The sequence below is a fragment of the Bacillus sp. KNSH39 genome, assembly GCF_052656585.1.
On the sequence record NZ_JBQXYO010000001.1, the window covers coordinates 1,446,137 to 1,470,575 of the forward strand.

Below are 24,439 nucleotides of genomic sequence, written 5' to 3' on the forward strand. Positions count from 1 at the left end.
TTTTTACTCCTTTAATGCTTTAGCAGGTTCACTTTTAAGCACATATACAAATGGTATTACAGAGAGAATGAAAGCTATAGTAAGTGAAAAAAATACACACATTACAATATGAGTAGACTGTAAACTAATATTATAGCTTGTAAACTCTATAATACTTTCACTCAAAATGCTAAAAATCCATTGTATGCATATTGCACAGGCTGATGCAGTGATTGCACATAAAAATAATTGACTAAATATAAAAATAAAAAGATTTACATTACTTGCTCCCAAAGCTTTCCTTAACGACAAACTTTTTTTCTTCGTATAAATCCAATAATAACTTACTATTATACTGGTAATGAAAGCTATACATAAAAGCCTATATGGAAAACTGAGTAACTCTTCTACGGCTTCACTTGAGTTTTTTTCCTTCTCATAGTTCTCTTTTTCACTAATTACTTTGGCATTTATATCTTTATTGTTCTGTTTCATATGCTGTATGAAAGTTTCTATTTCCTTGATAGGGTTTTCGTTAGAACGAACAATCATTTGGAATGTATTATCTTTTTGTATCATCTGTTTCACTTCATCTGGCATGTCATTTAGAGAGACGTAAATTTTAATATTATACTCATATCCAGTATTTTCTCCAGCTACGCCTTTAACTGTATATTCCTTATTAAATAATTTTATTGTTTCCATATCCTTATAAATTTTCTTCCCCACTATTACACTATTTTTTTCATCTTGTCCCATCTGAGAACCTTTTAGTAAAGGTGGAGACCAATTTTTATTAAGGAGACCATTCATTATTACGTGGCCGATATCCGGAATAGTAATACGAATATCATTTGTAATAACGCTAGCGTTTTTAAAATCAGATTCTACTAACGTCTGAAATTGTTCGAAATTGATTTCCCCCATATTAGTAAGTCGAACAGAATAGTAATAATTAAAATAACCATTCTTACTATCATAAAATTTCTCATCATAATAATCTCGCGTCGATATTGCAATCAGGATTGGCCATATTGTCAATACAAATCCAATAAATAACATAATGAATATTGTTTTGTTCACCACTATTTCTTTTAATACTAGATTCATATATCCTCCTCATTTTAAAAACCGTGAAAATGGTATTTATCCTTTTTCACGGTTTTTGTTGATTTTTATTTAATTACCATTTCCTTAGAAGTGTACGCACTATCCCCTACCATTATCCATTCATGACCCGAATAACCTCTGGTCACCGGTCCTTTGGATGCAACGCTAACGTTTATACGATCTGAAGTTTTAGCATCATACAATGCTAACTCTTTAGAAGTCCCATCATCAAAGCTAGCTCTTACAGTCATCTTGTAAAAATGAGGTTCGTTCTTTTTCGCAGTATAGGCAGTTGCCTTAGCTTTTGCTCCGCTTCCTGTCCACGTTGCATTATTATCCCAACTAATCGAAGCAAATGAAACGGAAGAAACCATACCTAATAAAGAAGCAGTTAATCCTATAACAGCTAAAGTTTTTTGAAGTAGGCTTTTCATATATTCTTAATCTCCCTTTTTAAAATATTCACTTAAATATTTAAGTATTTTTAGGCCTTGTCCTCATTATACATAAAAAAAATAACCATATATCGATAAAGTCTAATATTTACATTTATTCACGCAATTCTTACATTCCCCTGAAATTTCCGTCATAAAACAAAAAGATGGTATGAAGCTCCAATTCACACCATCTTTTTACTAAAATTATTTATTTAACCGTATACAAGGAAGAATATATTCCACAATCAATTCCCATCTATCCCGTGCATTCGGCATAATTTCAGAAGCAATTACTACAACCAAATCCTGCTTCGGAATACAACAAATCATATTCCCACCATCACCCATTGCACAATACGAATAGACACCCTCTTCTTCTCGTAACCACCATAAGTAACCATATTGATTTTGGTTCATTTCTGTCGATTCTTTTATCCATGATTTTGATAGAACTTGTTTTCCATTATGAATACCTTCATTCAAATACATCTGTCCAAACTTAGCCATATCCCTAACCGTTAACGTTACTCCCCAGCCGCCCGTCGAAATACCATTTGGATCGTGAACCCATCCTTTCACATCTTTTCCGAATAAGTCATCGAACCCAAATGCTTTCGTATTGTAGTTTGGAATTTCGCTCATGCCCAGTGGTTGAAATAAGTACTCATTCGCAAATTCACGTGCACTTTTCCCTGTTGCATTCGTAATAATTGCTGATAGTACATGCGCTCCTGCAGATGAGTATTTAAAAGATCCAATTTCTCCACCGTTCCCCATTCTATTAAGTGTATGCTGTACCCAATCCTCTTGTGTACATAGTTCTTCTAACGGTTCCTGCCAGTCTACAAAAGGATATGGCGCTGTCATTGTTAGAAGATGGCGTACGGTTACTTCAGATTCCTTACATTTATATTCCGGGAAAAATTCTATTACTTTTTGATCAACACTTTTTATATAGCCCTTATCTATACATATCCCAATTAACGCAGAGATTATCGTTTTTGTAACTGACGCTACATGAAACGCATTATCTGGACTGTAACCATTATAATAATTTTCAAAAACAACATTACCTTTCTGCACTACTAACATGCCATTCATATTTTTATATTCTTCTTGTATAATTTGATCTAACTTTTCAGCAGTTTTCATTATTCCTTCCCCTTTAACCTATAATTAAAAAGGTTCGATAGGTACATATATATCAACTATATGTTTATTTTCCGGGTGCTGCTTTGGATCATTTCTATATACTTCAAAAGGATACGAGTCTCTCGGTTTATATCCGCTATTTGGCAGCCATTCACCGTATAAGAAATCCCATGCTCCTTTATATTCATTTTGAAATATTTCAAAATGTCCTACTACATACTTGCCTGAAGGTATTACCATTATTCCTATGTCGTTCGTTTCTATTGCGGACGCCTCCGGAATTGTTATACATAAACTTGTTCTTAAATGATAGTCCTCAGTAAATTCATGATGATCGTGGTAAATGGTTAATACTTTAATATCATCAAATACATGATAGTTTTGCTTAGCTGCGTAATGAAATAGTTTTTCTATCATTTTTGGAAAAGCTATAGTTAACTCTCCATATGTACCGATATGTCTTATGTATGCGACGTTTATATCGTCCGCTGTTACAATTTCAACATTTCCTCGAACCTTCTTACATTCATTGTATTGAGAAGTTCTTCTTACGTCTTTGCAATTCTTGCTATTGTCGTTTCGATATTGAGATGGACTTACGCCGTAATAATTCTTAAATGTTCGGGAGAAAACTGCTGAATCTGTGAATCCGAAGTGATACGCAATATCTGTAATCGTCATATCTGTCCGATATGTAAGTAGATGTGTTGCCCTTTCTAACTTCAATCGGTTTACATACTGTGATAATGACTCGTTTACTATCCCCTTAAAAATCCGATGAAAATGAAACTTTGAAAATCCTGCTACATCCGCTAACTCTTCAATTGAAAGTGAATCATTCATGTTTGATTCTATATAATCTTGCACTTTATAAATGCGTTGTAAGTATTCATTTCTACTTTGTTTACTCTCCATATTTCTAGCTCCTCACAACAAAAAGGCTAACTTTTCGCTAGCCTACTTTTACACATGTTTCAAAAATAAAACTCTACTACCGCCGTTCCCATCATAATTTGTATGTACCGATACACCCTCTATCTCATCATCCCCAGCCTCAATTCGAAAACCGATTTCTTGATGAAACTGTATCGATTTTTTATTAACTGGTGACGTAATTGCTTTTACAACTTTACAATTATTTGCACGTGCGACATCAAAGAAATATGAATACAATGTCGATGCAATTCCTCTTCTTCTATACTTCGGATTTACCCCGATAAAATGAACGTACGCTTCCTCTTTATGCGTTTGCGAAAAGAATCCGCATAAGAAACCTAACGTTTCGCCATCTTCTTCAATGATAAAACTCGTTTCTTGAAAGTGAACGAAAAACAATTTTGGCAACATGGCAGCCATGTCTCTCCCGCCCCACCAATCATTTAAAACAGAATGAATCTTTACATAATCTTCCCCTTGGATGTTTCTTACTCGCATACGTTTCTCCCTCTCACTCACTTCATTTTTTCATAAATTTTAATGACTGTTTCTACTAAAAGGATAAATACCCATATCCCGCAAAATACAAGAACTGACTGAAATATAGAACCTAACATAACAATACTTATTAAACCTAATTCCGATCCCGAAATAGATATTTCATCAAACCCAAGATTATGTATAAATGGACCAGTTGAAAAAGCCATTAAAATTGATCCTATTAAATAAATCACACTCATTATTTTTAATATTTTTATAGAAAGATATGAAGTTTGTTTTTCTTCCACTTGTGATAATTCGATTTCCCCACTCGCAATTCCTTTTTGCAAACAGTCCTCACATAGAAATTCTTCCTTAATTTTTTTACCACCGTGCAATGTACCTGTAATTTCTTTACAGCGCGAACACTTTCGATTTATCATTTTGTTATCACTCCAATCTCGTAAGATTATACTTATACAATTCTATTTTTACCTTATTATTCCTTTTGTGTATTTTATAGAGAGGTGACGTGTCTTATGATATCTAAACTTATTTTTGGTTATAAAAAGCCTACTGAGCAATATGTATTACGGCCTAGTTGTTATGCAATTATTTTTAACTCAACTTCTTCAAACATTGCTATTATCCAAAAAGGAGACCGTTATTTTTTACCTGGTGGCGGTATGGAAGGTACCGAAACAAAAGATGAATGCTTACATCGTGAACTACTAGAGGAATTAGGATGGGCAATTGAAATTAATCAATATATCGGTAATGCAATGCGATATTTTTATGCGGAAAAGGAAGATACTTATTATTTAAATGACGGGTTCTTTTATATCGCGAACATGGTGCAGAAACGAACTGGAAACTGTGAGGAGGATCATGTTTTAAGGTGGATGTCTCCATTACATGCTATAGAATATTTACTTCATGATCATCAAAAATGGGCTGTTGAACAAGCGCTTTTATTACAAAAACCAAAAGGATCTCCTTCTATATGAAAGAGATCCTTTTTATTGTTAACTTACTTTTTTCAAATTGAGAGCTGGCTTTTGAATTCCACCCTTTTTTACAACATATAAGCCGATAAAGATTATAAGTCCGCCAACGAGTTGCATCATGTTGATTTGCTCTCCGATAGTTACTGCCGCAAAAATAACTGCGAACAACGGTACAAGATACATATATACCATTACTTTCGTTGAGCCTATTTGACTAATACCGACATACCACATCGCAAGTCCGAAGATTGTCGCGAAGACGATTGAATATGCTAGTGCCCCCCAACTTGGCATGTCTACTGGCCACGTTAATGTGTTTACGTTGAATAAACAATATACAACGAGAGGTACAATTCCAATTAAAGTAGACCAAGATGTGACTCTCATTGCGGAGTATTTTGTAATAAGAGGTTGCGCTAATATTGGATACCATCCCCACGCAATCGCTGCGACTAATCCAATTATGTTTCCGAGCCACGCATATTCGTAAGTAGTTCCTCCTGTATGTCCTGTTAATAAAACGAATGCTGCACCAATAAACGCTACTATTGAACCAATTTGTACTTTCATCGAAAAACGTTCTTGTTTGTGCAATACTGCTAATATCCCTGTAAAAATAGGTGACATCGCAATTAATAATGAGGCGTTCGTTGCTGAAGTATATTTCACAGATAGCATAAACATCGTTTGATACATTGTCGTACCAACGATACCGACTGCTACTAATCGTAACCAATCTTTTCTTTCAATACGTAATGAGCGTTCCATTAAAAATGTAATAAGTAATAATACCGGTGATGCTACTAAAAATCGTAAACTATTAAATTGAATGGATGACATATATGCCACTCCATACTTTCCTATTGTATAATTTGCTCCCCATACTAATGCAACTGATACTAGGAGCCATTCCATTTGCCATCGTTTCATCCGAATCTCCCCTTCCCTATTTAGCATAGTAAAATTGGCTGGATATAACACCGTCCAATTGGCTGTTTTTTTACCCAGCCAATTTGCTATACTTGATGTATATAAGAGATACGGAGGCGTTTTTTATGGAATGGAAACTAGATAGTGACAGTAAAATCCCTATTTATCAGCAAGTTGTTGACTTTATTGAAAAACGTATTACATATGGAGAACTTCCTCCAGGAAGCTTCCTCCCTTCAGAACGGAAATTAGCTACGCAGTTAAATGTAAACAGAAGTACAGTAACGACTGCTTATAATGAACTACGTGCTATGGGAATTGTAGAGAGTACGACTGGTAAAGGAACACGCGTGAGTACACATATGTGGGGTGTTTCTCCAACATTAACACCCAACTGGAGAAATTTCGTAGAAGGTGGTACTTTTTTACCAAACTTACCACTACTCCGCCATATTCGGGCAGAAGTACAACAAAATGAAAATATTATTGATTTTGCAAACGGAGAGCTCGGTTGTAATCTTTATCCCCACGATCAACTACAAGCGATTTTACGTGAACAACCGTTAACGCATTCATTAAGTTACGATCATCCGCAAGGCTATCTCCCGCTAAGACAAGCGGTCGTAAAATATATGAAGGAATATTTAAAAGTTGAGGCGACTGAACAATCCATTATGATTACATCTGGCGCACAGCAAGCACTTCACCTTATCGTGCAATGTTTATTAAATCCAGGTGATGCTGTTGCTTTCGAAAGTCCTTCACACTGTTATTCCCTGCCTCTATTCCAATCAGCAGGTATTCGTATTTTCCCATTACCTGTTGATGAACACGGCATTAACCCAGATGATGTACAGGAGTTATATAGAAAGCACCGCATTAAAATGATTTTTTTAAATCCAAATTTCCAAAACCCTACGGGGACGATGCTTCATCCAAACCGTAGAAAAAAACTATTATCACTTTGTGCAGACTTACGAATTGCGATTGTGGAAGATGATCCGTCTAGTTTACTTACGCTAGAAAAGAAACAACCTTGCCCTACTTTGAAATCAATTGATGAAAATGGAACTGTCATTTATGTACATTCTTTATCAAAAATGATTGCACCAGGCTTACGAGTTGGTTGGCTCGTTGCCCCGCAGTCTGTAGTAGAAAGGTTATCCGACGCAAGGCACCAAATGGAATTAGGAATGAGTATTTTCCCGCAGTGGCTTATGCAACAATTTTTTGAAACTGTACCATTTCAGTCGCATATCGTACCGTTACGAAAACAACTAGCAGAAAAAAGAGACGTTATCGTCCACGCTCTAAACGAGCAACTTCATGATAAAATCTCTTTTTCAAATCCGACCGGTGGAATATACATATGGGGAAAATTAAAAGAACCGATAAACGAAAAGCAACTTATTATGCAAAGTTTAAAACAAGAAATTGCTTTTATGCCAGGTAGTATTTTCGGCGCAAAAGATGGTTATATACGTTTATCTTATGGAAAAGTGAATATTAATCAAATTGAGGAAGGTATTTCTCGTTTGCGGGAGGCTATTTTGGTTTGTGAAAAATAACGTGAGATAAAGCTTTCTCGTTTGACAAAAGAAAAATCTACCATTATTATCAACACGAACCTAGTTATAGGAGTGATAAAAATGAAAATTTACGTTGATGCAGATGCTTGTCCTGTAAAAGATGTAATTATTTTTGAAGCTACGAATGCAGAAATCCCTGTAACCCTCGTTACTAGCTTTTCTCATTATTCTAATGCGGAACAACCAAAAGGTGTGGAAACAATATATGTTGATTCCGGAGCAGATGCTGCTGATTACCGAATTATGCAGTTAGCAAAAAAAGAAGATTTAATCGTAACACAAGATTACGGTCTTGCTTCGCTCGCTTTAGCAAAAGGCTGTATCGTTCTACACCATAAAGGCTATAAGTATACGAATGATAACATTGAACAATTGTTACAAACACGATATTTAAGTGCAATGGTTCGAAAAAGTGGTAAACGTACAAAAGGACCGAAACCATTTACAGCAGAAGATAAAGAGAAATTTAGAGCACTCTTTAAAAGTATGATCTCACTTTAAAAATGAATCGTCTATTTGCTAGGAAAACTTCGCAAAACAAAGAAGAGAATATCGTAATGAACATTCTCTTCTTGAGGTTTACCCGTTTAAAATGAAGGTAAATTATCTAAGTTATTTTCTTTTATTCCATCCGGTTCACTACGTATAATATCTCTGCCATACTTATGAAATACGTCCACATGAGCTAACTTCCCTGATTTTGCTTCATTAAGAGCAGTCATATAATCTAACTCTCTCCCGCTACTTGTTTTAAACGCTATTAAATCTCCATCATCATTTTTACGAACAGCAACAATTTGTTCTGCTCCTGTATTGACTTCATGGCCTACTTCAAATTGAGCTTGCTCTTCTCCTTGATGTAAATAATCATTATACACCTTTTCAAAGTCTTTTTTGTCCATAAAACTCACCTCCAACACATTTTATTAGTATGGTTGGGAGGTAGTGGTTTTATGTACTTTTCTCTTAGAAAAACGTATTTTTAATACCTACGCAACCCTTTCAAAGTCTCCAATATATCATCTGTAAAGGCTGTGCTACCCTCTGTCTCTAAAACTCTAAAATATAAACTTCTTAAGAAAGCTCTAATATTTTGTACTAAAATATCATATTGAGGATGCGGGATGTCTTCAACAATTGCTATACTATGTAACCAGTTGCTCCACTCTTCTTCAGTTAAAAGATTTTGGTTACGTAACGACATAATTGGTGCTACTAATCTCTCATCCTCAAAGTGAATGTATACATAGTCATGTAAGCGTACCTTCTGACGAACGGCAGCTAGTATTGCATATGAGAACTCACGATTTTGGATTGTACGCGCTAAAGCATCAAGCGCATCTGCTGCATGTGCAGTAGAGTGTGCCCAGCCTTTTCCTTCTACGTAGCCCCTTACATCTTCTTCTAAATATACATATTCCAACACTTGTTCTGCCACACTGTACAATTGTTCTTCCGATAACAACGGTTCTCTTTCATGAACAGATAAAATAAGTGGTGGAATTAATACGGAGAATGCACGTTTAAATACAGAGTCTGTTCCCTTTTCACCAATTTTATAAAATAAATAATCAGGACTAATTGCTTGTAACATTAATCCTCTTAACTCTTTTTGTCTAAATACATCATTTGTAATCCATGTGTGAAGCGTACTATAAATTAAATCATCACGTAATTCAGCATCAGGTGATCCGATATAATCTAGCATCCATTGAGCATATGGATATGCATCTACGTCTTCTGGTACAGCATAATTGTTATTTTTAATTTGTAGTAGTTCTTCTTTTAGTTCGAGTACTTCTGTCATTTTTTTATCCCCTTTAAATTTCTCTTCCTAAATTATTCCCTATTAGTATCATAAAATTAAACCCATTCTTAACGCAATATAAAATGGAATCATTAATTATCTTCACTATGTAACAGTTCTTCCAATGTTGCTTTAACTTCTTCTTCTAATTCATTAATCGTTCCGCTATAAAGTGTTCCTATGCTACTACTTTTTCGATATCCTTGGTAATAATACCAAAGCGAAATAGTACAGACTTCCCATGATTTTGAAGCATCATATTCAAAATTAATTTCTGATCTATATTCATACTCTAAACAATTCTTAGATGTTAGTTCTTCTAATTCATCACCGTCTATATCTCTTTTAATTGACAGCTTCAAATTTAATTTACCATTTTGCGCAAAACGTTCTTCATATATTTTTTGATACTTACTGCAAATGTCTTCACTTATACTCTCTAGTTCCATTATTTTTTGTTTTAACTGTTCATTTATCTGTTCATTTTTGATTTCTAAATATTGTCCATCCTTCTCTTCATTCACTTTATTATTTTTTTGAAACCATCTAAACAAATGTTCATTCCCCCTATATAAACTGTATTAATGTCTTTTAAATAGAACTACTGGATCATCAAATTTACTATTTTCAAATAAAACATCTGCAAGTTCTTTCGGATTATGCTCATCTATATACAACTTACAGGCCGCATGATATCTGTTCAAAAACATCTTCTCTGCTTCTTCATAACTTCCAAAAGCTTCAGTTTCTCGCTTAGCACCACGTTTTCTCGCAATCTCAAAATTTGTATCTACAAAGATTTTGTAATCAAATAAATACGCAACGTCTTTTTTCAATAGAAACGTTCCATCTACTATTAATATCATATTTTGCGTGGCCAATAGCGGCTCATTATGTACAGACATATCCGTTATTAAGTTATGAGAAATCGTTTCATACTGTAAATTCCCGTTAGGTCCTAAAGGCATTAATAATCTTTCTTTGAAAGCTGTATAATCGTGTGCATCTTCATAATACCCTCTTGCAGATTCTTTTCCTTTTGCATAGCGAATCACTCTTGGATTATGAAAATCATCAATGCTTGCGCGTGTTACTGGTAATCCTCGTTTTTTTATTTCTTCCGCTAGTTCGTTTGCAAATGTTGTTTTTCCTGATGCTGTAATACCACTTACTCCAACTCTTGTTGGATAGGTTAAGTTTAGCTTTACAATATGATCTGCAATTTCTTTGATTCGTTGTTTTCGGTTCATGATATCTCCCTTTATAATTAATTTACATAATATAATTATAAGTAACAATTCATGTCACTATTTGTCGGTAAATCGATATCCTTTGTCGAATCGTTGATATATCGAAAAAATCGTTGATATATTTTAAGTTATGATAGATATATTTGAAAAATCGTTGATATATTATTAGCTTACTTCCCCTTAAACCCCCGATATAAGGCCGTCCGTAACTCTTGCTTATACTCTTCAATTTCTGGCATTTCGAGTTCTTCTGCTAATCTGATAGCTAATTCAATATCATACGGTACTCGTACAAGTTGAATAGAAAAGCTCGCCGCTTCTTTTTCATTATATGTTCCTTCAAATATTAAATAGGAAGCTTGCGTTATTTCAAGTGGGTTTCCTACGCTACCGGCATTACATAACGTTTTCCCTCTGAAATTTTGAACGAACGCTTGGTGAACATCGCCGTAACAAACGACATCTGGTTTTCTTTCTCCTTCTATATTTTCTGTCAGATCACTATTTTCGAACATACTAATACGTTCTTCTCTTGAAGCGTGTGGTTGAATTCTTTCATATAAACTTCTCGGTGAAGCGTGAAACATACGAATGAGTTTTCCACTCATAAAAAATTCGATTGAAAATGGTAAACTTCTTAAATAATCATTTTGTTCTTCCGATAATTGTTTTTGATGCCATTTTAATGCTTCAAATTCAGTCGGCTTTGTAATAAAATCATCCCAGTTTCCCATTACGACTACTTCACATTCTTTACGAATGATTTCAATTGCTTCACTGGAATGAGGTCCTTTTCCTACTAAATCTCCAAGGCAAATAATGCGCTCGATTCCTCTTAATTTAATATCATTCAACACGGATTCTAATGCTTGAATATTACCGTGAATATCTGAAATTACTGCTATTTTATCCATATAAATTACTCCTTTATTTATTAAATTCGCTTGATTGATACCATTTTGGAATATAGGATGAAAATTGATTATGATCTTCTAAAATTCCGTTTGAAATAGCTGTACACTTTACAATACGAGGCCATTCTAGTTTTCTCTCTATCTCTCTAAGTATTTCTTCCAAAGCGTTCACCTCTATCAATATATGTACAAACTACCTAACACTTCATGCTCTCGTTTATTTTCCCCTTTAAATTCCACTGCAAATGGATATTCGCCATGATTCTTTATGTATTCTTGTACTAGACCTTCTCCAACCGGTTCACAAAACTGTACTTGAATGTCACCAAACGATACACTTTGACACTCCGCGTTCCATTTTTCATTTTTCACAACTGAGCTTGTAGATAGTCCCATTACTTTTTTCCATTTCCGTACTGTTTCTCGAACGTTTTTTACTGCGTAATGAATCGTTTCAATTTGTTGCACTTTGTTTTTATGTTCAGTGATCATCCCACTGTTACGTAAATCGTTTCTTCTTTCTTCGTCCGTTTCATTCCACTGTATAAAGAAAGGTAATTTCGGTCCGTTCTCTTCTTGCTTAACGAATAACATTTTCCATTCTAAAAGTCGGCCATCTTTTCTCATGCGTTTCCCTTCAAATGGCCCTATCGTATGTAAGCCGTACTTATTAAAGTTAACTGCTAGCTCCTCAATTGCATCTGTTCGGATCGCGATTTGTAGCATTCCTTCTCCATTTTGTAGTTTCACCACTGTTTCTTGTACTAATGGATTTTCTGCTTCTTTCGCTTTTTCTTCATATTGAACTGCTAAAAATTCTATATATGATAAATCAAAATAACTTAAACTATTCCAAGTACCCCAATTCGTATGCTCTCCGCCTAATACAGTATGAAATCCAAGTTCCTGCATTTGTTTTGCCGCTTCCTCCGGTGTACCATGAACTGCGTGAACAAGATGATCAAATCGTAACATGTCTTTCTCCCCTTTCTCTCCATCCTTTTATTGTATATTTTATTTTTCTTTCATTCAATTCAAAAACTTTAAAACCTAGTTGATTTATACGATTAATATGTATTATAATGAAACAAATTTAATTATTGCTGATTGGAAAAACCAAAGGCACTTTTCTCATACGGGAAAAGTGTCTTTTTCATTTATTATTACAGGGGGATTATTTATGCAGAAATTAATTGTCTTTGCTATTATTGGATTTTTCGCTCAACTGATCGATGGAGCACTCGGAATGGCGTATGGGGTAACGTCTACTTCACTATTATTAATGTTTGGTATTGCACCGGCTGTAGCTTCCGCATCGGTTCATTTAGCTGAAGTCGTTACAACTGCAGCTTCTGGCGCATCTCATATCAAATTTGGAAACGTTGATAAATATACAGTTTCCAGGCTTACATTACCTGGGGCAATCGGCGCATTTGTTGGGGCATGTTTTTTAAGTAATTTGCCTGGAGATGTAATCAAACCGTACATTTCCGTATTTTTATTTACTTTAGGGGTTTATATTTTATTACGATTCATCATTCAAAAACAAATTGTCACTTCAAATAAGCGTATGTCTGCAAAACAACTTGTGCCGCTTGGTTTATTCGCTGGATTCGTTGATTCAACTGGTGGCGGTGGTTGGGGGCCGATTACGACACCTGTTCTTCTAGCAAGAGGAAATGAAGCTAGAAAAGTTATTGGATCTGTAGATACGAGTGAATTTCCTGTTTCACTCGCTGCAACAATCGGCTTCTTCATCTCACTTGGCTGGGAACAAGTAAGCTGGGTTTGGGTATTTTCTCTCATGCTCGGTGGTATCGTAGCGGCACCAATCGCGGCATGGCTAGTTCGCATCGTTCCTTCTCATTTACTTGGCGTATTAGTTGGTGGTCTTATTATCTTTACAAACATTCGTACACTGCTTACTACATTTAAAGTGGATCCAACTATTATTTCACTTTCTTACGTTGCAGTTGGTCTTGTCGTTATTATTTCTATTTTCATTGCTGTTCGTAATCATTCCAATCGTCCTAATACGTCAACGGCTGAGTATCCGAATGATCAGAAGCAAATGCTACCATAACTATAAAAAATACCGCTCAATTTAGAGCGGTATTTTTTATTTTTCTATTTTCCAATTAATCATCATTTCTGTAGCATTTACTCTCTTCATATGTAACTTTTCTAAAACACGCATCGAACTATAATTATCTAGAAGTGTCTCTGCAATTATTGTTTCTACCTCACCTGTTTTGAAAGCCCAATCGATTAGTTCTTTTACAGCTTCTGTTGCATAGCCCTGATTCCAATATTTCTCAATGAATCCATAGCCAATTTCTACTGTTTGATTCTCGTTTGGTTTCCCTTTAAACCCAATATCACCTAAAACGCTATCATCTTCTTTTCGAAGAACATACCACGCCCCCCATGGTAATAAAGCCTCATCTTGTTTCACATTCTCTACATGCCCTACAATATGCGGACCGCTATTATATCCTTGCTCGTTAGCGACTTGAATCCTCTCTTCTGTACACGGCACTATATAGAGCCTTTCTGTTTCTAATTTCATTTTGATTTCCCCTTTTTGCTTAAACGTTACTCTAATTATAACAAATAATATGACTTTATTATGAATGTCGAATTATATTTTTCTGAATTTTCTTTTAATTTAGAGGGTTTTTCAATATTTTTTGCGAAACATTTGTATAACAATTTTTTCTTTGCTTATTGCTACATAATAGTAGGTTCGGGTGGAGTTTTGCAAGCGTTTCCTATACAATAACCGATATTTTTTGACTTTTCCTAACAAAATATCTTGCAATATATTCAGAAAGTCATTACAATTGCCATATATTAAAAATCTTAGCAATATATAAATCCTCATCAATCCGATGAGGTAGAGGTTGCGACTTTTAATAGTAAAACGGACGAGACACAGAGAATGTCAGCTGACTCCGTTTGAAAGGAAAAGTTGCCGAAGTTTATATTTCTTCTCTGGAAATATGAGCTGGGGCTGTCTCCGAAAGGAACAGAACTGTCACGTTTACAAAATTACCGTGTAAACGTGGGGTGCTATCTTAACGGAAGGGTATGATGGGGTGGTTATTTGTGAAACGTTCCGCCAAATTCCTTTGGCGGTTTTTTGTATTTTTCTCCCCCGCTCCTTCCTAACCTACAAGAAAAGGAGTGTTGAACATGAATAGCGCAACAAATCAATCTACCTCTAAAACGCAAACTACACAAGGACAAGGTGAATTAAAACGCGGATTAAAATCTCGTCACCTTACGATGATTTCTCTCGGTGGTACAATTGGTACCGGACTATTTCTTGCCAGTGGTGGTGTCATCCATACAGCTGGACCTGGTGGCGCATTAATTGCATACGCCGCAATTGGAATTATGGTTTATTTTTTAATGACAAGCTTAGCTGAACTTGCAGCTTACATGCCTGTTACTGGATCTTTTAGTACGTATGCAACAAAATTTGTTGATCCATCACTTGGCTTTGCACTTGGATGGAACTATTGGTATAACTGGGCAATTACGATTGCTGCTGAACTTGCAGCCGTAACATTAATTATGAAATTTTGGTTCCCAGATACCCCTTCTCTTATTTGGAGCGGATTATGTTTAGCTATTATTTTCCTTTTAAACTATTTATCTGTTAAAGGGTTTGGTGAATCTGAATATTGGTTCGCACTTATTAAAGTAGTTACGATTATTATCTTTTTAATTGTTGGTTTCATGATGATTTTTGGAATTATGGGCGGTGAAACGGTTGGATTTAAAAACTTCACTGTTGCAGATGCACCATTTAACGGCGGTATCATGGCAATTATCGGTGTGTTTATGGCAGCTGGTTTCTCATTCCAAGGTACTGAACTATTAGGAGTAGCTGCTGGTGAAACTTCTGATCCAGAGCGTAATATTCCGAAAGCGATTCGTTCAATCTTTTGGCGTATTCTTTTATTCTATATCCTTGCAATTCTCGTTATCGGTTTATTAATTCCTTATACAACTGAAAGCCTTGCTGCAAGTGATGTTACAGTAAGTCCGTTTACACTTATTTTTGAAAAAGCGGGCGTTGCCTTTGCTGCTTCTGTTATGAACGCTGTTATTTTAACGGCAGTACTATCTGCTGGTAACTCTGGTATGTATGCATCAACTCGTATGCTTTGGGATTTAGCTCGCCAAGGGAAGGCACCAAAGTTTCTTGGTAAATTAGATAGCCGCGGTGTACCTGTTAACGCATTAATCGTAACATCGATTGTCGGTAGTATTGCTTTCATTGCTTCTTTATTCGGTGACGGTGTTGTATACATTTGGTTATTAAATGCATCAGGAATGTCTGGCTTTATCGCTTGGGTCGGCATTGCAATTAGTCATTACCGTTTCCGTAAAGCGTATATCGCACAAGGAAAAGATTTAAATGACTTACCATATAGAGCAAAATGGTTCCCCTTCGGTCCAATCTTTGCATTTACACTTTGTATCATCGTAATTTTAGGACAAAACTACGGGGCATTTATGGGTGAGTCAATCGACTGGAACGGTGTACTCGTTTCTTACATCGGTTTACCACTCTTCTTAGTACTATGGTTAGGTTATAAATTTACGAAAAAAACAAAAGTGATTCCACTTGATAAATGTGAACTAAAATAAAGTGAAACGAGCAAACAAATTTGTTTGCTCGTTTTTTGTTGCAAACCTCTTTACTTCCCTATTGCTCCTGTTTTTGCAATAATAAAGGAAATATAAATAAAGGTTGGGATACAATGAACATTCGCATTACTGATGAAGCAAAAGCAGCTATACATAGATTAGAACTTGAAGATAAAAAGATCGTTCGCATTAGAGGAACAATGACGAACTCTTGTAGTATTTTCGTTGATGTCGATTTAATTTGGGATACATATAACGCAGATGATGTTGTATATGAAGATGCAGAGCTTATCGTACAAATGGATTCATTCACGAAAGACTACACTGGTGATACGGTGAAACTTGATTATAAGACGACAGGTTTTAGTATTACGACTCCGAGTGAGACTTTGGTTTATGGATTGTCGATTAAAAAATAAAAATTGTTTTCCTTTGACCACCGAGGTGAAAAAATGGGTAAATATGTTCCGTTAAAATTTTTATTTAATGAAGAATTAGCAGAAAAAATAGCTGATTCTATTTGTAAACACGATCCTTGTTTCTCTAAAAGCATCTTTGTAGATTCTGTAGCTTGTAAAGTTGAAAATTTAGAGTTAAAACAGCGTATTGAAGTAATTGCAGATGAATTACACAATGCTTTACAAAAAGATTTTAATGCCGCAATACATATATTACTGAAAACATTAGGACCAGAAAATACAACAGAAGTAGGCACATTTACAAATGGATATATGTACATGCCTGTTGCAAAATACGTTGAAAAATATGGGCTTAACGATTTTAAAATCTCGTTTAATGCAATGTATGAAATAACGAAAAGGAATACTGCTGAATATGCCATTCGGCCCTTTCTTGAAACATACCATGAAGATACACTAAACATATTACAACAGTGGATTCATGACGAAAACAGCCACATTAGGAGATTAGTTTCTGAAGGTACAAGACCAAGGCTTCCTTGGGCTAAAAAAATAGGAGCTCTAAAAGGTGATTTTCAGTACAATTTACAGCTTCTTGAACCATTAATGAATGACTCTTCTAAATATGTTCAAAAATCTGTAGCCAATCATATTAACGATATTACGAAAGAAGATAAAGAACTCGTTTTTCAGTGGTTACAGCAATTACGTGATAAACAGCATCCTATTAATCCTTGGATTATAAAACATGGGTTACGAACGGTGATTAAAAATGGTACTTTACCAAAAGATTTTTGTTTTTGAGTATTTTAAACAAAACCGCTTATGCTTCAAAAATGAAGTATAAGCGGTTTTCCTTTTGAATACAGAAATAACAAACGTAAAAAGTACTTTAAATTTCTTCTTTATATCATTATTTTACTAACTCTTCTATGTTATTACTTTCCTTAATTTTTTCGGATGATAGCCAGAGTGAATAACTTGTTCCATCCTTGTTCCTTAAATATATGTTAAATTCCTTATTATATAGTTCTTCTTTAAGAATAGTGACTACCTTTCTCAAATCATCTATTACATATGGATCATTTCTATATTTTATCTCACTGTCATTGAAAACTAATGTCAATTCATACTCTAGACAATTGCCGTCTTTCGGGTGTGGACAAGTAATATCCTCAATTTCAAAACGATCATTTTGAATTTCATTTAACCTTACGCCTACTTTTGTTTCAGTTTGAACCAAATATGTCCAATAACCGCTTACTGTGTTTTTCATTGTTAAAAGCAGTTCTTCTTTCGTTATAGCTTTTTGCACATTTTGAAAAGGCAAGCCTATAGATTCACCATTATAATCCTCAATTTCAAGTGTTGTTATCTTTCTATTACTCTTCTGAATGAATTGGATTAGAGCATATAAACGATCTAATTCTTTTGATTCAAATTGACTGTAATCAATCTTGTCACTCGTTTTTAAAGTTAATAATAACGTATCCGTTGGTTTCTCCTCTATATCATCATCCACTATATATTGAAAAACATTTTTATTTTCAGGTTCCACGTAACCTAATTTTTTAATTTCTTCTAGCATTGGTTTAAATTTCTTATATTCCTCATATGTTTTTTTTCCGTATTGATATTCATCACCTTTTATTCTTGAATATAAGAAGCCATCTACCTCTACTCTAAATTGAATATTTTTGTTATTTTTTGCTTGAACAGTATGATATGTATGCCCCATATTCCCTTCGTTTATAGCACCCCAATGTGTTACAATCACATCAATTCCGTGCTTTTTTTTCACATATTTTTTCACCTGATCGTCATCTTTATAATTACACCCACTTAAACATAAGAAACATAACAATAGTAACATTACATTTTTCATTCTTTTCATATAGCACCTTGCCCTCTTTTCGCATAAACAAAATATTCCATATATAAAGAATACTAAATCGCTGAATGTTTTCAAAGAATTAAAATATTTTTACACTCGGTTTATATATCTATTTCTTTTATTAATGGCTCTAATAAGTTTTACTATTGATAATCGAATATAATAAAAAGAAACCTAAATTTAAGGTTTCCCATTTTTGCCAATAATTCAGATTTTAATAGATATTTTTTAGCCAAGTAATAATTCGTAGTACCTGAACCGGCTCAAACCAAGTAATGAAAAACAGGACAACAAAGAAAAAGATAAGTGATATGAATTTTACTCTTCCATCTTCATGTCTAGCAATTGCTATAAAACTTAGAACCATTCCAATTTAAAAAGAAATATACCCTAATAGGATAATAGGCTCAGAATAGCTATCTATTATCCTATTTAATCCAAATAATAATAGTCCAAAAGTCATCAAGATTATTGAAAATACACTAAATTTTTTCATAATTCAACCTTCAATATAATTTTACTATTTTATGGAGAGAATAATTTTTTATGCGTATGAATGAACAATTACACTATAAAAATAGATAACTCAATTTATTTTTTCATTAAACAACTACCTTCTTTTATACCCTCAAAGGATTCCCACTCGATTATCCCGAATATATAAATTGCTATTCTCACAAGGAGCAAATTTATATGAATCTATTCGAACACGAAACGTAAAACCGCTTCTCTTTCATGAGAGGTCCTCCCGTTCTCCGTTCTCATCATATCATTCATTGAAAAATAGGAGGACATAATTATGAAACGTGATCCATTATTTTTAACTTTATTAGAAAGTGCAAATACACATTTTAGCGGTTGGGATTTTTCTTTCATTTCAGAAACGGGCCGAATGAAGAGCGAGCCTTTATCATGGTCGTACGGCAGTACTGCTTTCCAGCTTATGCAACGCGCTAAATCAATGCTAGATATGGGAACTGGCGGCGGAGAGTTTTTATCTATGTTACAACCGTTCCCGTCAACTATTTATGCTACTGAGGGCTACGCTCCAAACGTGCCAATTGCTCGAAAGAAATTAGAGCCTTTAGGGGTTACTGTTGTAGAGGTGAACGATGATACTGCATTGCCATTTCAAGATGGTCAGTTTAATCTAATCCTAAACCAACATGAATCATATGCTGCTTCTGAAGTAAAAAGAATCCTTTCTCAAAATGGGATTTTCCTTACACAACAAGTTGGTGGTCTCGATTGTGTGGAACTTAATGAGCAATTTAACGCACCGCTAAATAACGAATTTGCAAGTTGGTCACTTGAAGCAGCATGTAGTGAGTTAGAGGAAACTGGATTTACTATTTTAGAAGCAAAGGAAGAATTCCCTTTCCAACGCTTTTATGATATTGGCGCTATCGTCTACTATTTAAAAGCGATTCCGTGGCAAATTCCTGATTTTACTATCGAAAGGTATTATGAGGAGTTATATCGTATACATGAAATTATCTTACAAAAAGGATATTTTGATGTGAAGCAACATCGATTTATGATTAAGGCGATTCACAGCTAACAAAAAGGAGGCGGCAAAGCCACCTCTTTTTTGTTCCGTTTACGTATGTTCTCTACGCTTTCACCATAAGAAAAGTTATATCATACATATTACAATTCTGACCAATAAATTGTATTTCTGAAACATATAATCACTTCGTATATATAATGAGAACAAAACGTGATTTTTCACTATCCTCTTCTATTGAGAAATGAGTTGTTTTTCATATCGCTTGTTCGCATCATCTTCTGTCAAACATGCAGTTGTGTAATTAATAATATTCCGGTTATCGTACGTGAATATATGTTTTAACTTATTTTCTTCTGTTATTACTGTCGGTAAGTATTTTGGTAAGTTGCTAACTACACCTCTATTATCACCATCTAATATCCAATCAATTTCTTTCCATTCTAATAATCCTTCAGCCGTACGTAATGGTGTATTCATTTGCATTCCATCTGGAAAATCAGCAACGAACACATACATTCCTTCACTAGCCTGGGGCTCATCTTTACCTTTAAAAACAACAGTCCCTTTATACGTTACACTTGAAAGTTCTATACCCGTTTCCTCAAACGTTTCTCTAATTATTCCTTCGTATGGCGTTTCATTCTCTTCTATTTTTCCTCCAACACCATTCCACATCCCCATATTCGGCTTTTTATTTCTATTTAATAGCAGTATTTTATCGCTTTTTCTAATAAAACAAATTGTGTATTTGTACATACGATCATTTCCTTTCATTTTCCACATGAGTTATTTGGCTTATTTTCAAGTAAAAACACTCGCCTTACAATTCCTTACTACATAATATATAGTACAACTTTCATGCGTAAACACTTTACGTCAAACGAGAGAATCCTTTTTAGAAAGGAGAATTTAAAATCGATAATATAAGCAATGAATTTCTAAACCAATATTACAACAGCCTCGTGTGGTTAAACGATACACACTGGTTCGGGGTTCCAATCTGTAAACTTCCCTCTGATCTCTTTTTGTATCAAGAAATTATTTATGAATTAAAGCCCGATTTAATTATTGAATGCGGGACTTTTCACGGTGGTAGTGCACTGTATTTAGCTTCTATGTTAGATTTAATTGGAAAAGGTCACGTACTTACTATCGATATAACTCCGCAGCCAAATCGGCCATCACATAATCGGATTACGTATTTAACAGCATCTTCTGTTTCTGTGCAGGCCATCCAAACAATTGTAAGCATGCGCAAACCTGATGATGTGGTTTTAGTTATTTTAGATTCTGATCATAGTAAAGAACATGTCTCCAAAGAACTATTACTATATAAATCTATCGTCACTACTGGCAGTTATATGATTGTAGAAGATACCTCCATTAATGGAAATCCGCTTCTTCCCGATTGGGGTCCTGGCCCGATGGAAGCTGTGGATGAGTTTTTAACTAAAAATAATAACTTCATAATCGACGAGTCTAAACATAAATTTTTCATATCATTTAATCCAAAAGGTTTTTTAAAGAAAATAAAGTGAAACTTTAATAAGTGGGGTTTTGCTCATCCCCCACTTATTCTATCATTTTCATTTTTGAAAAAGGATAATATACAAATTCCACCTTGCCTATTATGTTATCTTCTTCAATATATCCTAAGCCATTTCGACTATCTCTACTTACTTCGCGGTTATCTCCCATTACAAATAACTTATTTGGCGGAATTTTTGTCTTTTGAAAATTATAAAACACTTGTGTGTTGTTAAATAAATCTTTGTTTGTATATGGTTCTTCTTGCTTTTTATCGTTCACATATACCTTTCCGTTCGTTATGTTAATTACATCACCAGGAAGCCCTATTACACGTTTCACATAATATTTCGATTCATCCTCTTCTTTTATAATGACAATTTCTCCGTGTTGTAAATTAGAAAGACGTACTACCGCTTTATTTACAAATACGTAGTCTTCTTCATATAAAGTCGGCTGCATCGATTCCCCTTCCACCTTACATAAAGTAAAAGAATGGTAGCCTATGACTATCACCAATATAAATAGTATGTACTTTCCCCAGCCTCTCTTAATCTCCTTTTTCATATCCATTCCCACCTTATAAAGCGCTTTTTAACTCAAAAAATATATCACTGCACAATATGTTTCCATGCAGTGATACTATTTTTACTGTGCCTTGTTCGGTTGTTCTACTGGAATTGAATTTGCATTTGATCTATTTGTTTTTAATTCAAAATACGCATCCAAAATCTCTTTACCAATCGCAGAATTAATTCCTGATTTATCATCATTCACCCATGGTACAACAACTGAAAAAGCTACTTCCGGATCAGCATCATATGGTGCATAACCGGCAAGAGTTAAATTATAACATTTTTTTCGGTTGTTGTTCTCATCTCTTCCAATATCACTTTCTCCACCATATACTGTCTCAGCTGTTCCTGTTTTTCCCGCTGGTTTATATGGTAGACCTTTAAACGTTCCGGTACCTGTTCCGTCAGCTTCTTGAAAAACTCTTCTAAATCCTTCTTTTACATGATTAATGTACGAAGTGTCCATATCCACTCTATTTAATACAACTGGTTCAATCGACCGAACGACTTTTCCTACATCCTCTGGTCTATTCGGTTGCTCTCTAACTTCTTGTACAATTTGTGGTTTCATTCGGTAACCGCCATTTGCAATGGTTGAAATATATTGCGCAAGCTGAAGCGGCGTATATGTATCATACTGTCCAATCGCGTAATCAAGTAAAAATCCGGGTATGTTATCAGTTCTACCTATTTGACCGATTGATTCATTTGGCAGGTCAATACCAGTCGACACACCTAGGCCAAATTGTCTAAAATAGTAGCGCATTTTATTAAATGTTTCTTGTTTAATGTCCAATGGATTGTTTGGGACATAATTAATGCCTGCCATTTTTAAAGCTGTATTAAACATATAAACGTTCGATGACACTTGCAAAGCTCTTAAATCATCAATATCTCCAAATTCTTTCCACGATTTCTTCGGCTTAGAACTTCCTTTAAAATACATTGGCGCATCAAAGAAATGTGTATACGGCTTAATCGCTTCTGTTTGATATCCAGTTAATAAAGTAGCCCCTTTTACAGTTGACCCTAACTCATAAGAACTTGTCATCGTTCCTAATGCATAATCTTCTATTTGCATCCCGCCATCTTTATTTACAATTTTCTTTCCTGCCATTGATAAAATTTGACCGTTTTTCGGATTCATCATTACTACGAACGCACGATCCATCATCGGCTCTGCAGCATGAAAGGCTCGTAAATTCTTTTCAAGGCTGCCCTCTACTCTTTTCTGTAAATCCATATCGACTGTTAACATCAAGTTATTTCCACTTTTTCCTTCAGTCACTTTTTCTGTTCGAACAATCTTCCCTGCTTTATCCATAATATTTTTAGACTGTTCCTTCGTTCCATGTAGTGCATCTTCATATTGTTTTTCAATGTAACTTTTACCAATACGGTCGTTTCGATTATAATCACGAACTAAATAATAATCTAATTGTTCTCTTGGCAATCCTTCATTTTCATTAGAAACGCTACCTAGTATAGAGCGCAGTATTTTATCATTTGGGTATTCACGTTCCCAATCTACTGTCGTATCTACCCCTGGTAAGCTTGCCAACCTTTCACTAACGACAGCATATTCATTTTGACTTACATCTTTTTTAACGATTTGCGGCGTCATTTTATATCCCGCATTCATTTTGCTTTTAATTACTAATACTTCTATATCTTCCTTTGAAAGCTCATTTAATTCTTCTTGTGTAATTCTTTCCCGGCGCAGTTCTTCTACTTTTTTATCTAACTCTTTTCCTTCTATTTCTTGCTTTCTAAATTTACTCTCATCTTCTTTCGTTACTTTCGCTGCTGCCCGCTTTTCATTTAACTGCATCCAAAAATCTTTCTTATCTGTCTCTGTTAACTTATCCATGTCCTCTTGCGACATTTCAATTAGCTTAGCTAAATCTCTTGCTACTTGTAAAACTTCTTTCGAGTCTACTCCTCTCATTTTCGTATATGTAACGGTTCGCAATGGTTTATTATTTACAATAACGTGACCTTGCCGATCAAACATTTTCCCTCTAGGAACGGGAGTGCTTACCGTTACATCTTCCTTTTTGTTTACTTCATTTCTATACGTTTCTCCATCAATGATTTGTACTTTACCTAATTGAATTATAATAGCTGAAAATAAAAGAAAGACAATAAAAAATAGTACATTTAACCGAAATGGAATATGAGTCTTTTTCTTTTTCGATTGTTTTTTCTGCTCCTTTTTCTGTCTCATTTCGCTCCCTCGCTTCATTCTATTAACATTTCTA

General features: G+C 34.6%; 28 protein-coding genes, 1 pseudogene and 1 riboswitch. Of the genes and pseudogenes, 9 read left to right on the forward strand and 20 right to left on the reverse strand.

Annotated elements, in window-relative coordinates:
* Positions 1-3: 3 nt before the first annotated feature.
* The 6 genes from ACUL40_RS07310 to ACUL40_RS07335 all read right to left on the reverse strand — a co-directional run bounded on the left by ACUL40_RS07310 (position 4) and on the right by ACUL40_RS07335 (position 4,537).
* Positions 4-1,089: an FtsX-like permease family protein gene (locus tag ACUL40_RS07310; RefSeq protein WP_059303694.1), complete on the reverse strand. Its 1,086-nt coding sequence runs from the start codon at positions 1,087-1,089 to the stop codon at positions 4-6.
* Between the two features lie 65 nt (positions 1,090-1,154).
* The gene (locus tag ACUL40_RS07315) at positions 1,155-1,523 is read right to left on the reverse strand and encodes a hypothetical protein (protein ID WP_000838688.1); all 369 of its coding nucleotides are present in this window, start codon (positions 1,521-1,523) and stop codon (positions 1,155-1,157) included.
* A gap of 207 nt (positions 1,524-1,730) precedes the next feature.
* On the reverse strand, positions 1,731-2,678 hold the full coding sequence (locus tag ACUL40_RS07320; protein ID WP_063220514.1) for a serine hydrolase domain-containing protein: 948 nt from the start codon (positions 2,676-2,678) through the stop codon (positions 1,731-1,733).
* Between the two features lie 24 nt (positions 2,679-2,702).
* Entirely contained in the window at positions 2,703-3,593 is an 891-nt protein-coding gene (locus tag ACUL40_RS07325; RefSeq protein WP_445422845.1) for an AraC family transcriptional regulator, read from the reverse strand.
* Between the two features lie 48 nt (positions 3,594-3,641).
* Positions 3,642-4,112: a GNAT family N-acetyltransferase gene (locus ACUL40_RS07330; protein ID WP_016122751.1), complete on the reverse strand. Its 471-nt coding sequence runs from the start codon at positions 4,110-4,112 to the stop codon at positions 3,642-3,644.
* Between the two features lie 17 nt (positions 4,113-4,129).
* A complete protein-coding gene (locus tag ACUL40_RS07335) occupies positions 4,130-4,537 on the reverse strand; it encodes a DUF3980 domain-containing protein (protein WP_042990604.1) in 408 nt (135 codons plus the stop codon).
* Positions 4,538-4,633: 96 nt separating this feature from the next.
* Between ACUL40_RS07335 and ACUL40_RS07340 the strand changes: the two genes are divergently transcribed.
* Positions 4,634-5,101: an NUDIX hydrolase gene (locus ACUL40_RS07340; RefSeq protein WP_445422844.1), complete on the forward strand. Its 468-nt coding sequence runs from the start codon at positions 4,634-4,636 to the stop codon at positions 5,099-5,101.
* Between the two features lie 18 nt (positions 5,102-5,119).
* On the opposite strand, the gene ACUL40_RS07345 is transcribed toward ACUL40_RS07340, so the two are convergent.
* A complete protein-coding gene (locus ACUL40_RS07345; protein WP_445422843.1) occupies positions 5,120-6,031 on the reverse strand; it encodes a DMT family transporter in 912 nt (303 codons plus the stop codon).
* A gap of 125 nt (positions 6,032-6,156) precedes the next feature.
* Here ACUL40_RS07345 and pdxR point away from each other — a divergent pair, with 125 nt between their 5' ends.
* Both pdxR and ACUL40_RS07355 read left to right on the forward strand, forming a co-directional pair.
* The gene (pdxR, locus tag ACUL40_RS07350; protein ID WP_000454914.1) at positions 6,157-7,599 is read left to right on the forward strand and encodes a MocR-like pyridoxine biosynthesis transcription factor PdxR; all 1,443 of its coding nucleotides are present in this window, start codon (positions 6,157-6,159) and stop codon (positions 7,597-7,599) included.
* An 81-nt stretch (positions 7,600-7,680) separates the two neighbouring features.
* Complete coding sequence (locus ACUL40_RS07355; RefSeq protein WP_000708762.1) at positions 7,681-8,121, forward strand: YaiI/YqxD family protein; 441 nt, start codon at positions 7,681-7,683, stop codon at positions 8,119-8,121.
* 86 nt (positions 8,122-8,207) lie between these two features.
* On the opposite strand, the gene ACUL40_RS07360 is transcribed toward ACUL40_RS07355, so the two are convergent.
* The 7 genes from ACUL40_RS07360 to ACUL40_RS07390 all read right to left on the reverse strand — a co-directional run bounded on the left by ACUL40_RS07360 (position 8,208) and on the right by ACUL40_RS07390 (position 12,566).
* Entirely contained in the window at positions 8,208-8,522 is a 315-nt protein-coding gene (locus ACUL40_RS07360) for a DUF3892 domain-containing protein (RefSeq protein ID WP_000358176.1), read from the reverse strand.
* Between the two features lie 80 nt (positions 8,523-8,602).
* On the reverse strand, positions 8,603-9,427 hold the full coding sequence (locus tag ACUL40_RS07365) for a DUF2785 domain-containing protein (RefSeq protein ID WP_000141231.1): 825 nt from the start codon (positions 9,425-9,427) through the stop codon (positions 8,603-8,605).
* Between the two features lie 92 nt (positions 9,428-9,519).
* Positions 9,520-9,981, reverse strand: coding sequence for a hypothetical protein (locus ACUL40_RS07370; RefSeq protein ID WP_000490271.1), 462 nt, complete (start codon positions 9,979-9,981; stop codon positions 9,520-9,522).
* A 27-nt stretch (positions 9,982-10,008) separates the two neighbouring features.
* Positions 10,009-10,677, reverse strand: coding sequence for a uridine kinase (locus ACUL40_RS07375; RefSeq protein WP_001080563.1), 669 nt, complete (start codon positions 10,675-10,677; stop codon positions 10,009-10,011).
* Positions 10,678-10,847: 170 nt separating this feature from the next.
* Positions 10,848-11,591, reverse strand: a complete 744-nt coding sequence (locus tag ACUL40_RS07380; protein ID WP_000357656.1) for a metallophosphoesterase family protein — start codon at positions 11,589-11,591, stop codon at positions 10,848-10,850.
* Positions 11,592-11,604: 13 nt separating this feature from the next.
* Entirely contained in the window at positions 11,605-11,754 is a 150-nt protein-coding gene (locus ACUL40_RS07385; protein ID WP_445422848.1) for a hypothetical protein, read from the reverse strand.
* Positions 11,755-11,768: 14 nt separating this feature from the next.
* The gene (locus tag ACUL40_RS07390; RefSeq protein ID WP_445422842.1) at positions 11,769-12,566 is read right to left on the reverse strand and encodes a VOC family protein; all 798 of its coding nucleotides are present in this window, start codon (positions 12,564-12,566) and stop codon (positions 11,769-11,771) included.
* A 97-nt stretch (positions 12,567-12,663) separates the two neighbouring features.
* Between ACUL40_RS07390 and ACUL40_RS07395 the strand changes: the two genes are divergently transcribed.
* Positions 12,664-13,674 (forward strand): sulfite exporter TauE/SafE family protein, encoded by a 1,011-nt coding sequence (locus ACUL40_RS07395; protein WP_002024365.1) that lies wholly within the window; start codon positions 12,664-12,666, stop codon positions 13,672-13,674.
* 36 nt (positions 13,675-13,710) lie between these two features.
* On the opposite strand, the gene ACUL40_RS07400 is transcribed toward ACUL40_RS07395, so the two are convergent.
* Positions 13,711-14,160, reverse strand: coding sequence for a GNAT family N-acetyltransferase (locus tag ACUL40_RS07400; protein ID WP_000764601.1), 450 nt, complete (start codon positions 14,158-14,160; stop codon positions 13,711-13,713).
* Between the two features lie 320 nt (positions 14,161-14,480).
* A riboswitch (Lysine riboswitch) is annotated at positions 14,481-14,674 on the forward strand.
* A 112-nt stretch (positions 14,675-14,786) separates the two neighbouring features.
* On the opposite strand from ACUL40_RS07400, the gene ACUL40_RS07405 reads away from it, so the two are divergent.
* The 3 genes from ACUL40_RS07405 to ACUL40_RS07415 all read left to right on the forward strand — a co-directional run bounded on the left by ACUL40_RS07405 (position 14,787) and on the right by ACUL40_RS07415 (position 17,476).
* A complete protein-coding gene (locus tag ACUL40_RS07405) occupies positions 14,787-16,253 on the forward strand; it encodes an amino acid permease (protein WP_001083397.1) in 1,467 nt (488 codons plus the stop codon).
* Between the two features lie 113 nt (positions 16,254-16,366).
* Positions 16,367-16,672, forward strand: coding sequence for an iron-sulfur cluster biosynthesis family protein (locus ACUL40_RS07410; protein ID WP_001026167.1), 306 nt, complete (start codon positions 16,367-16,369; stop codon positions 16,670-16,672).
* A gap of 33 nt (positions 16,673-16,705) precedes the next feature.
* Complete coding sequence (locus ACUL40_RS07415) at positions 16,706-17,476, forward strand: DNA alkylation repair protein (protein WP_445422841.1); 771 nt, start codon at positions 16,706-16,708, stop codon at positions 17,474-17,476.
* Between the two features lie 109 nt (positions 17,477-17,585).
* On the opposite strand, the gene ACUL40_RS07420 is transcribed toward ACUL40_RS07415, so the two are convergent.
* Together ACUL40_RS07420 and ACUL40_RS07425 are read right to left on the reverse strand one after the other, a co-directional pair.
* A complete protein-coding gene (locus tag ACUL40_RS07420; RefSeq protein ID WP_000827149.1) occupies positions 17,586-18,566 on the reverse strand; it encodes a hypothetical protein in 981 nt (326 codons plus the stop codon).
* Between the two features lie 214 nt (positions 18,567-18,780).
* Positions 18,781-19,062, reverse strand: a pseudogene (locus ACUL40_RS07425) (hypothetical protein).
* A 303-nt stretch (positions 19,063-19,365) separates the two neighbouring features.
* Here ACUL40_RS07425 and ACUL40_RS07430 point away from each other — a divergent pair.
* Positions 19,366-20,127 carry a class I SAM-dependent methyltransferase gene (locus ACUL40_RS07430; protein ID WP_000817573.1) on the forward strand — a complete coding sequence of 254 codons (762 nt, stop codon included), beginning with the start codon at positions 19,366-19,368 and terminating at the stop codon, positions 20,125-20,127.
* Positions 20,128-20,307: 180 nt separating this feature from the next.
* Here the strand turns inward: ACUL40_RS07430 and ACUL40_RS07435 are convergent, their stop codons facing one another.
* Positions 20,308-20,832: an NUDIX hydrolase gene (locus tag ACUL40_RS07435; RefSeq protein ID WP_002182860.1), complete on the reverse strand. Its 525-nt coding sequence runs from the start codon at positions 20,830-20,832 to the stop codon at positions 20,308-20,310.
* 158 nt (positions 20,833-20,990) lie between these two features.
* Between ACUL40_RS07435 and ACUL40_RS07440 the strand changes: the two genes are divergently transcribed.
* Positions 20,991-21,614: a cephalosporin hydroxylase family protein gene (locus tag ACUL40_RS07440; RefSeq protein WP_265736937.1), complete on the forward strand. Its 624-nt coding sequence runs from the start codon at positions 20,991-20,993 to the stop codon at positions 21,612-21,614.
* A gap of 34 nt (positions 21,615-21,648) precedes the next feature.
* Here ACUL40_RS07440 and lepB read toward each other — a convergent pair whose 3' ends face one another.
* On the reverse strand, positions 21,649-22,170 hold the full coding sequence (gene lepB, locus ACUL40_RS07445) for a signal peptidase I (RefSeq protein ID WP_002094069.1): 522 nt from the start codon (positions 22,168-22,170) through the stop codon (positions 21,649-21,651).
* A gap of 81 nt (positions 22,171-22,251) precedes the next feature.
* Complete coding sequence (locus ACUL40_RS07450) at positions 22,252-24,405, reverse strand: peptidoglycan D,D-transpeptidase FtsI family protein (protein ID WP_001249190.1); 2,154 nt, start codon at positions 24,403-24,405, stop codon at positions 22,252-22,254.
* Positions 24,406-24,439: the final 34 nt, after the last annotated feature.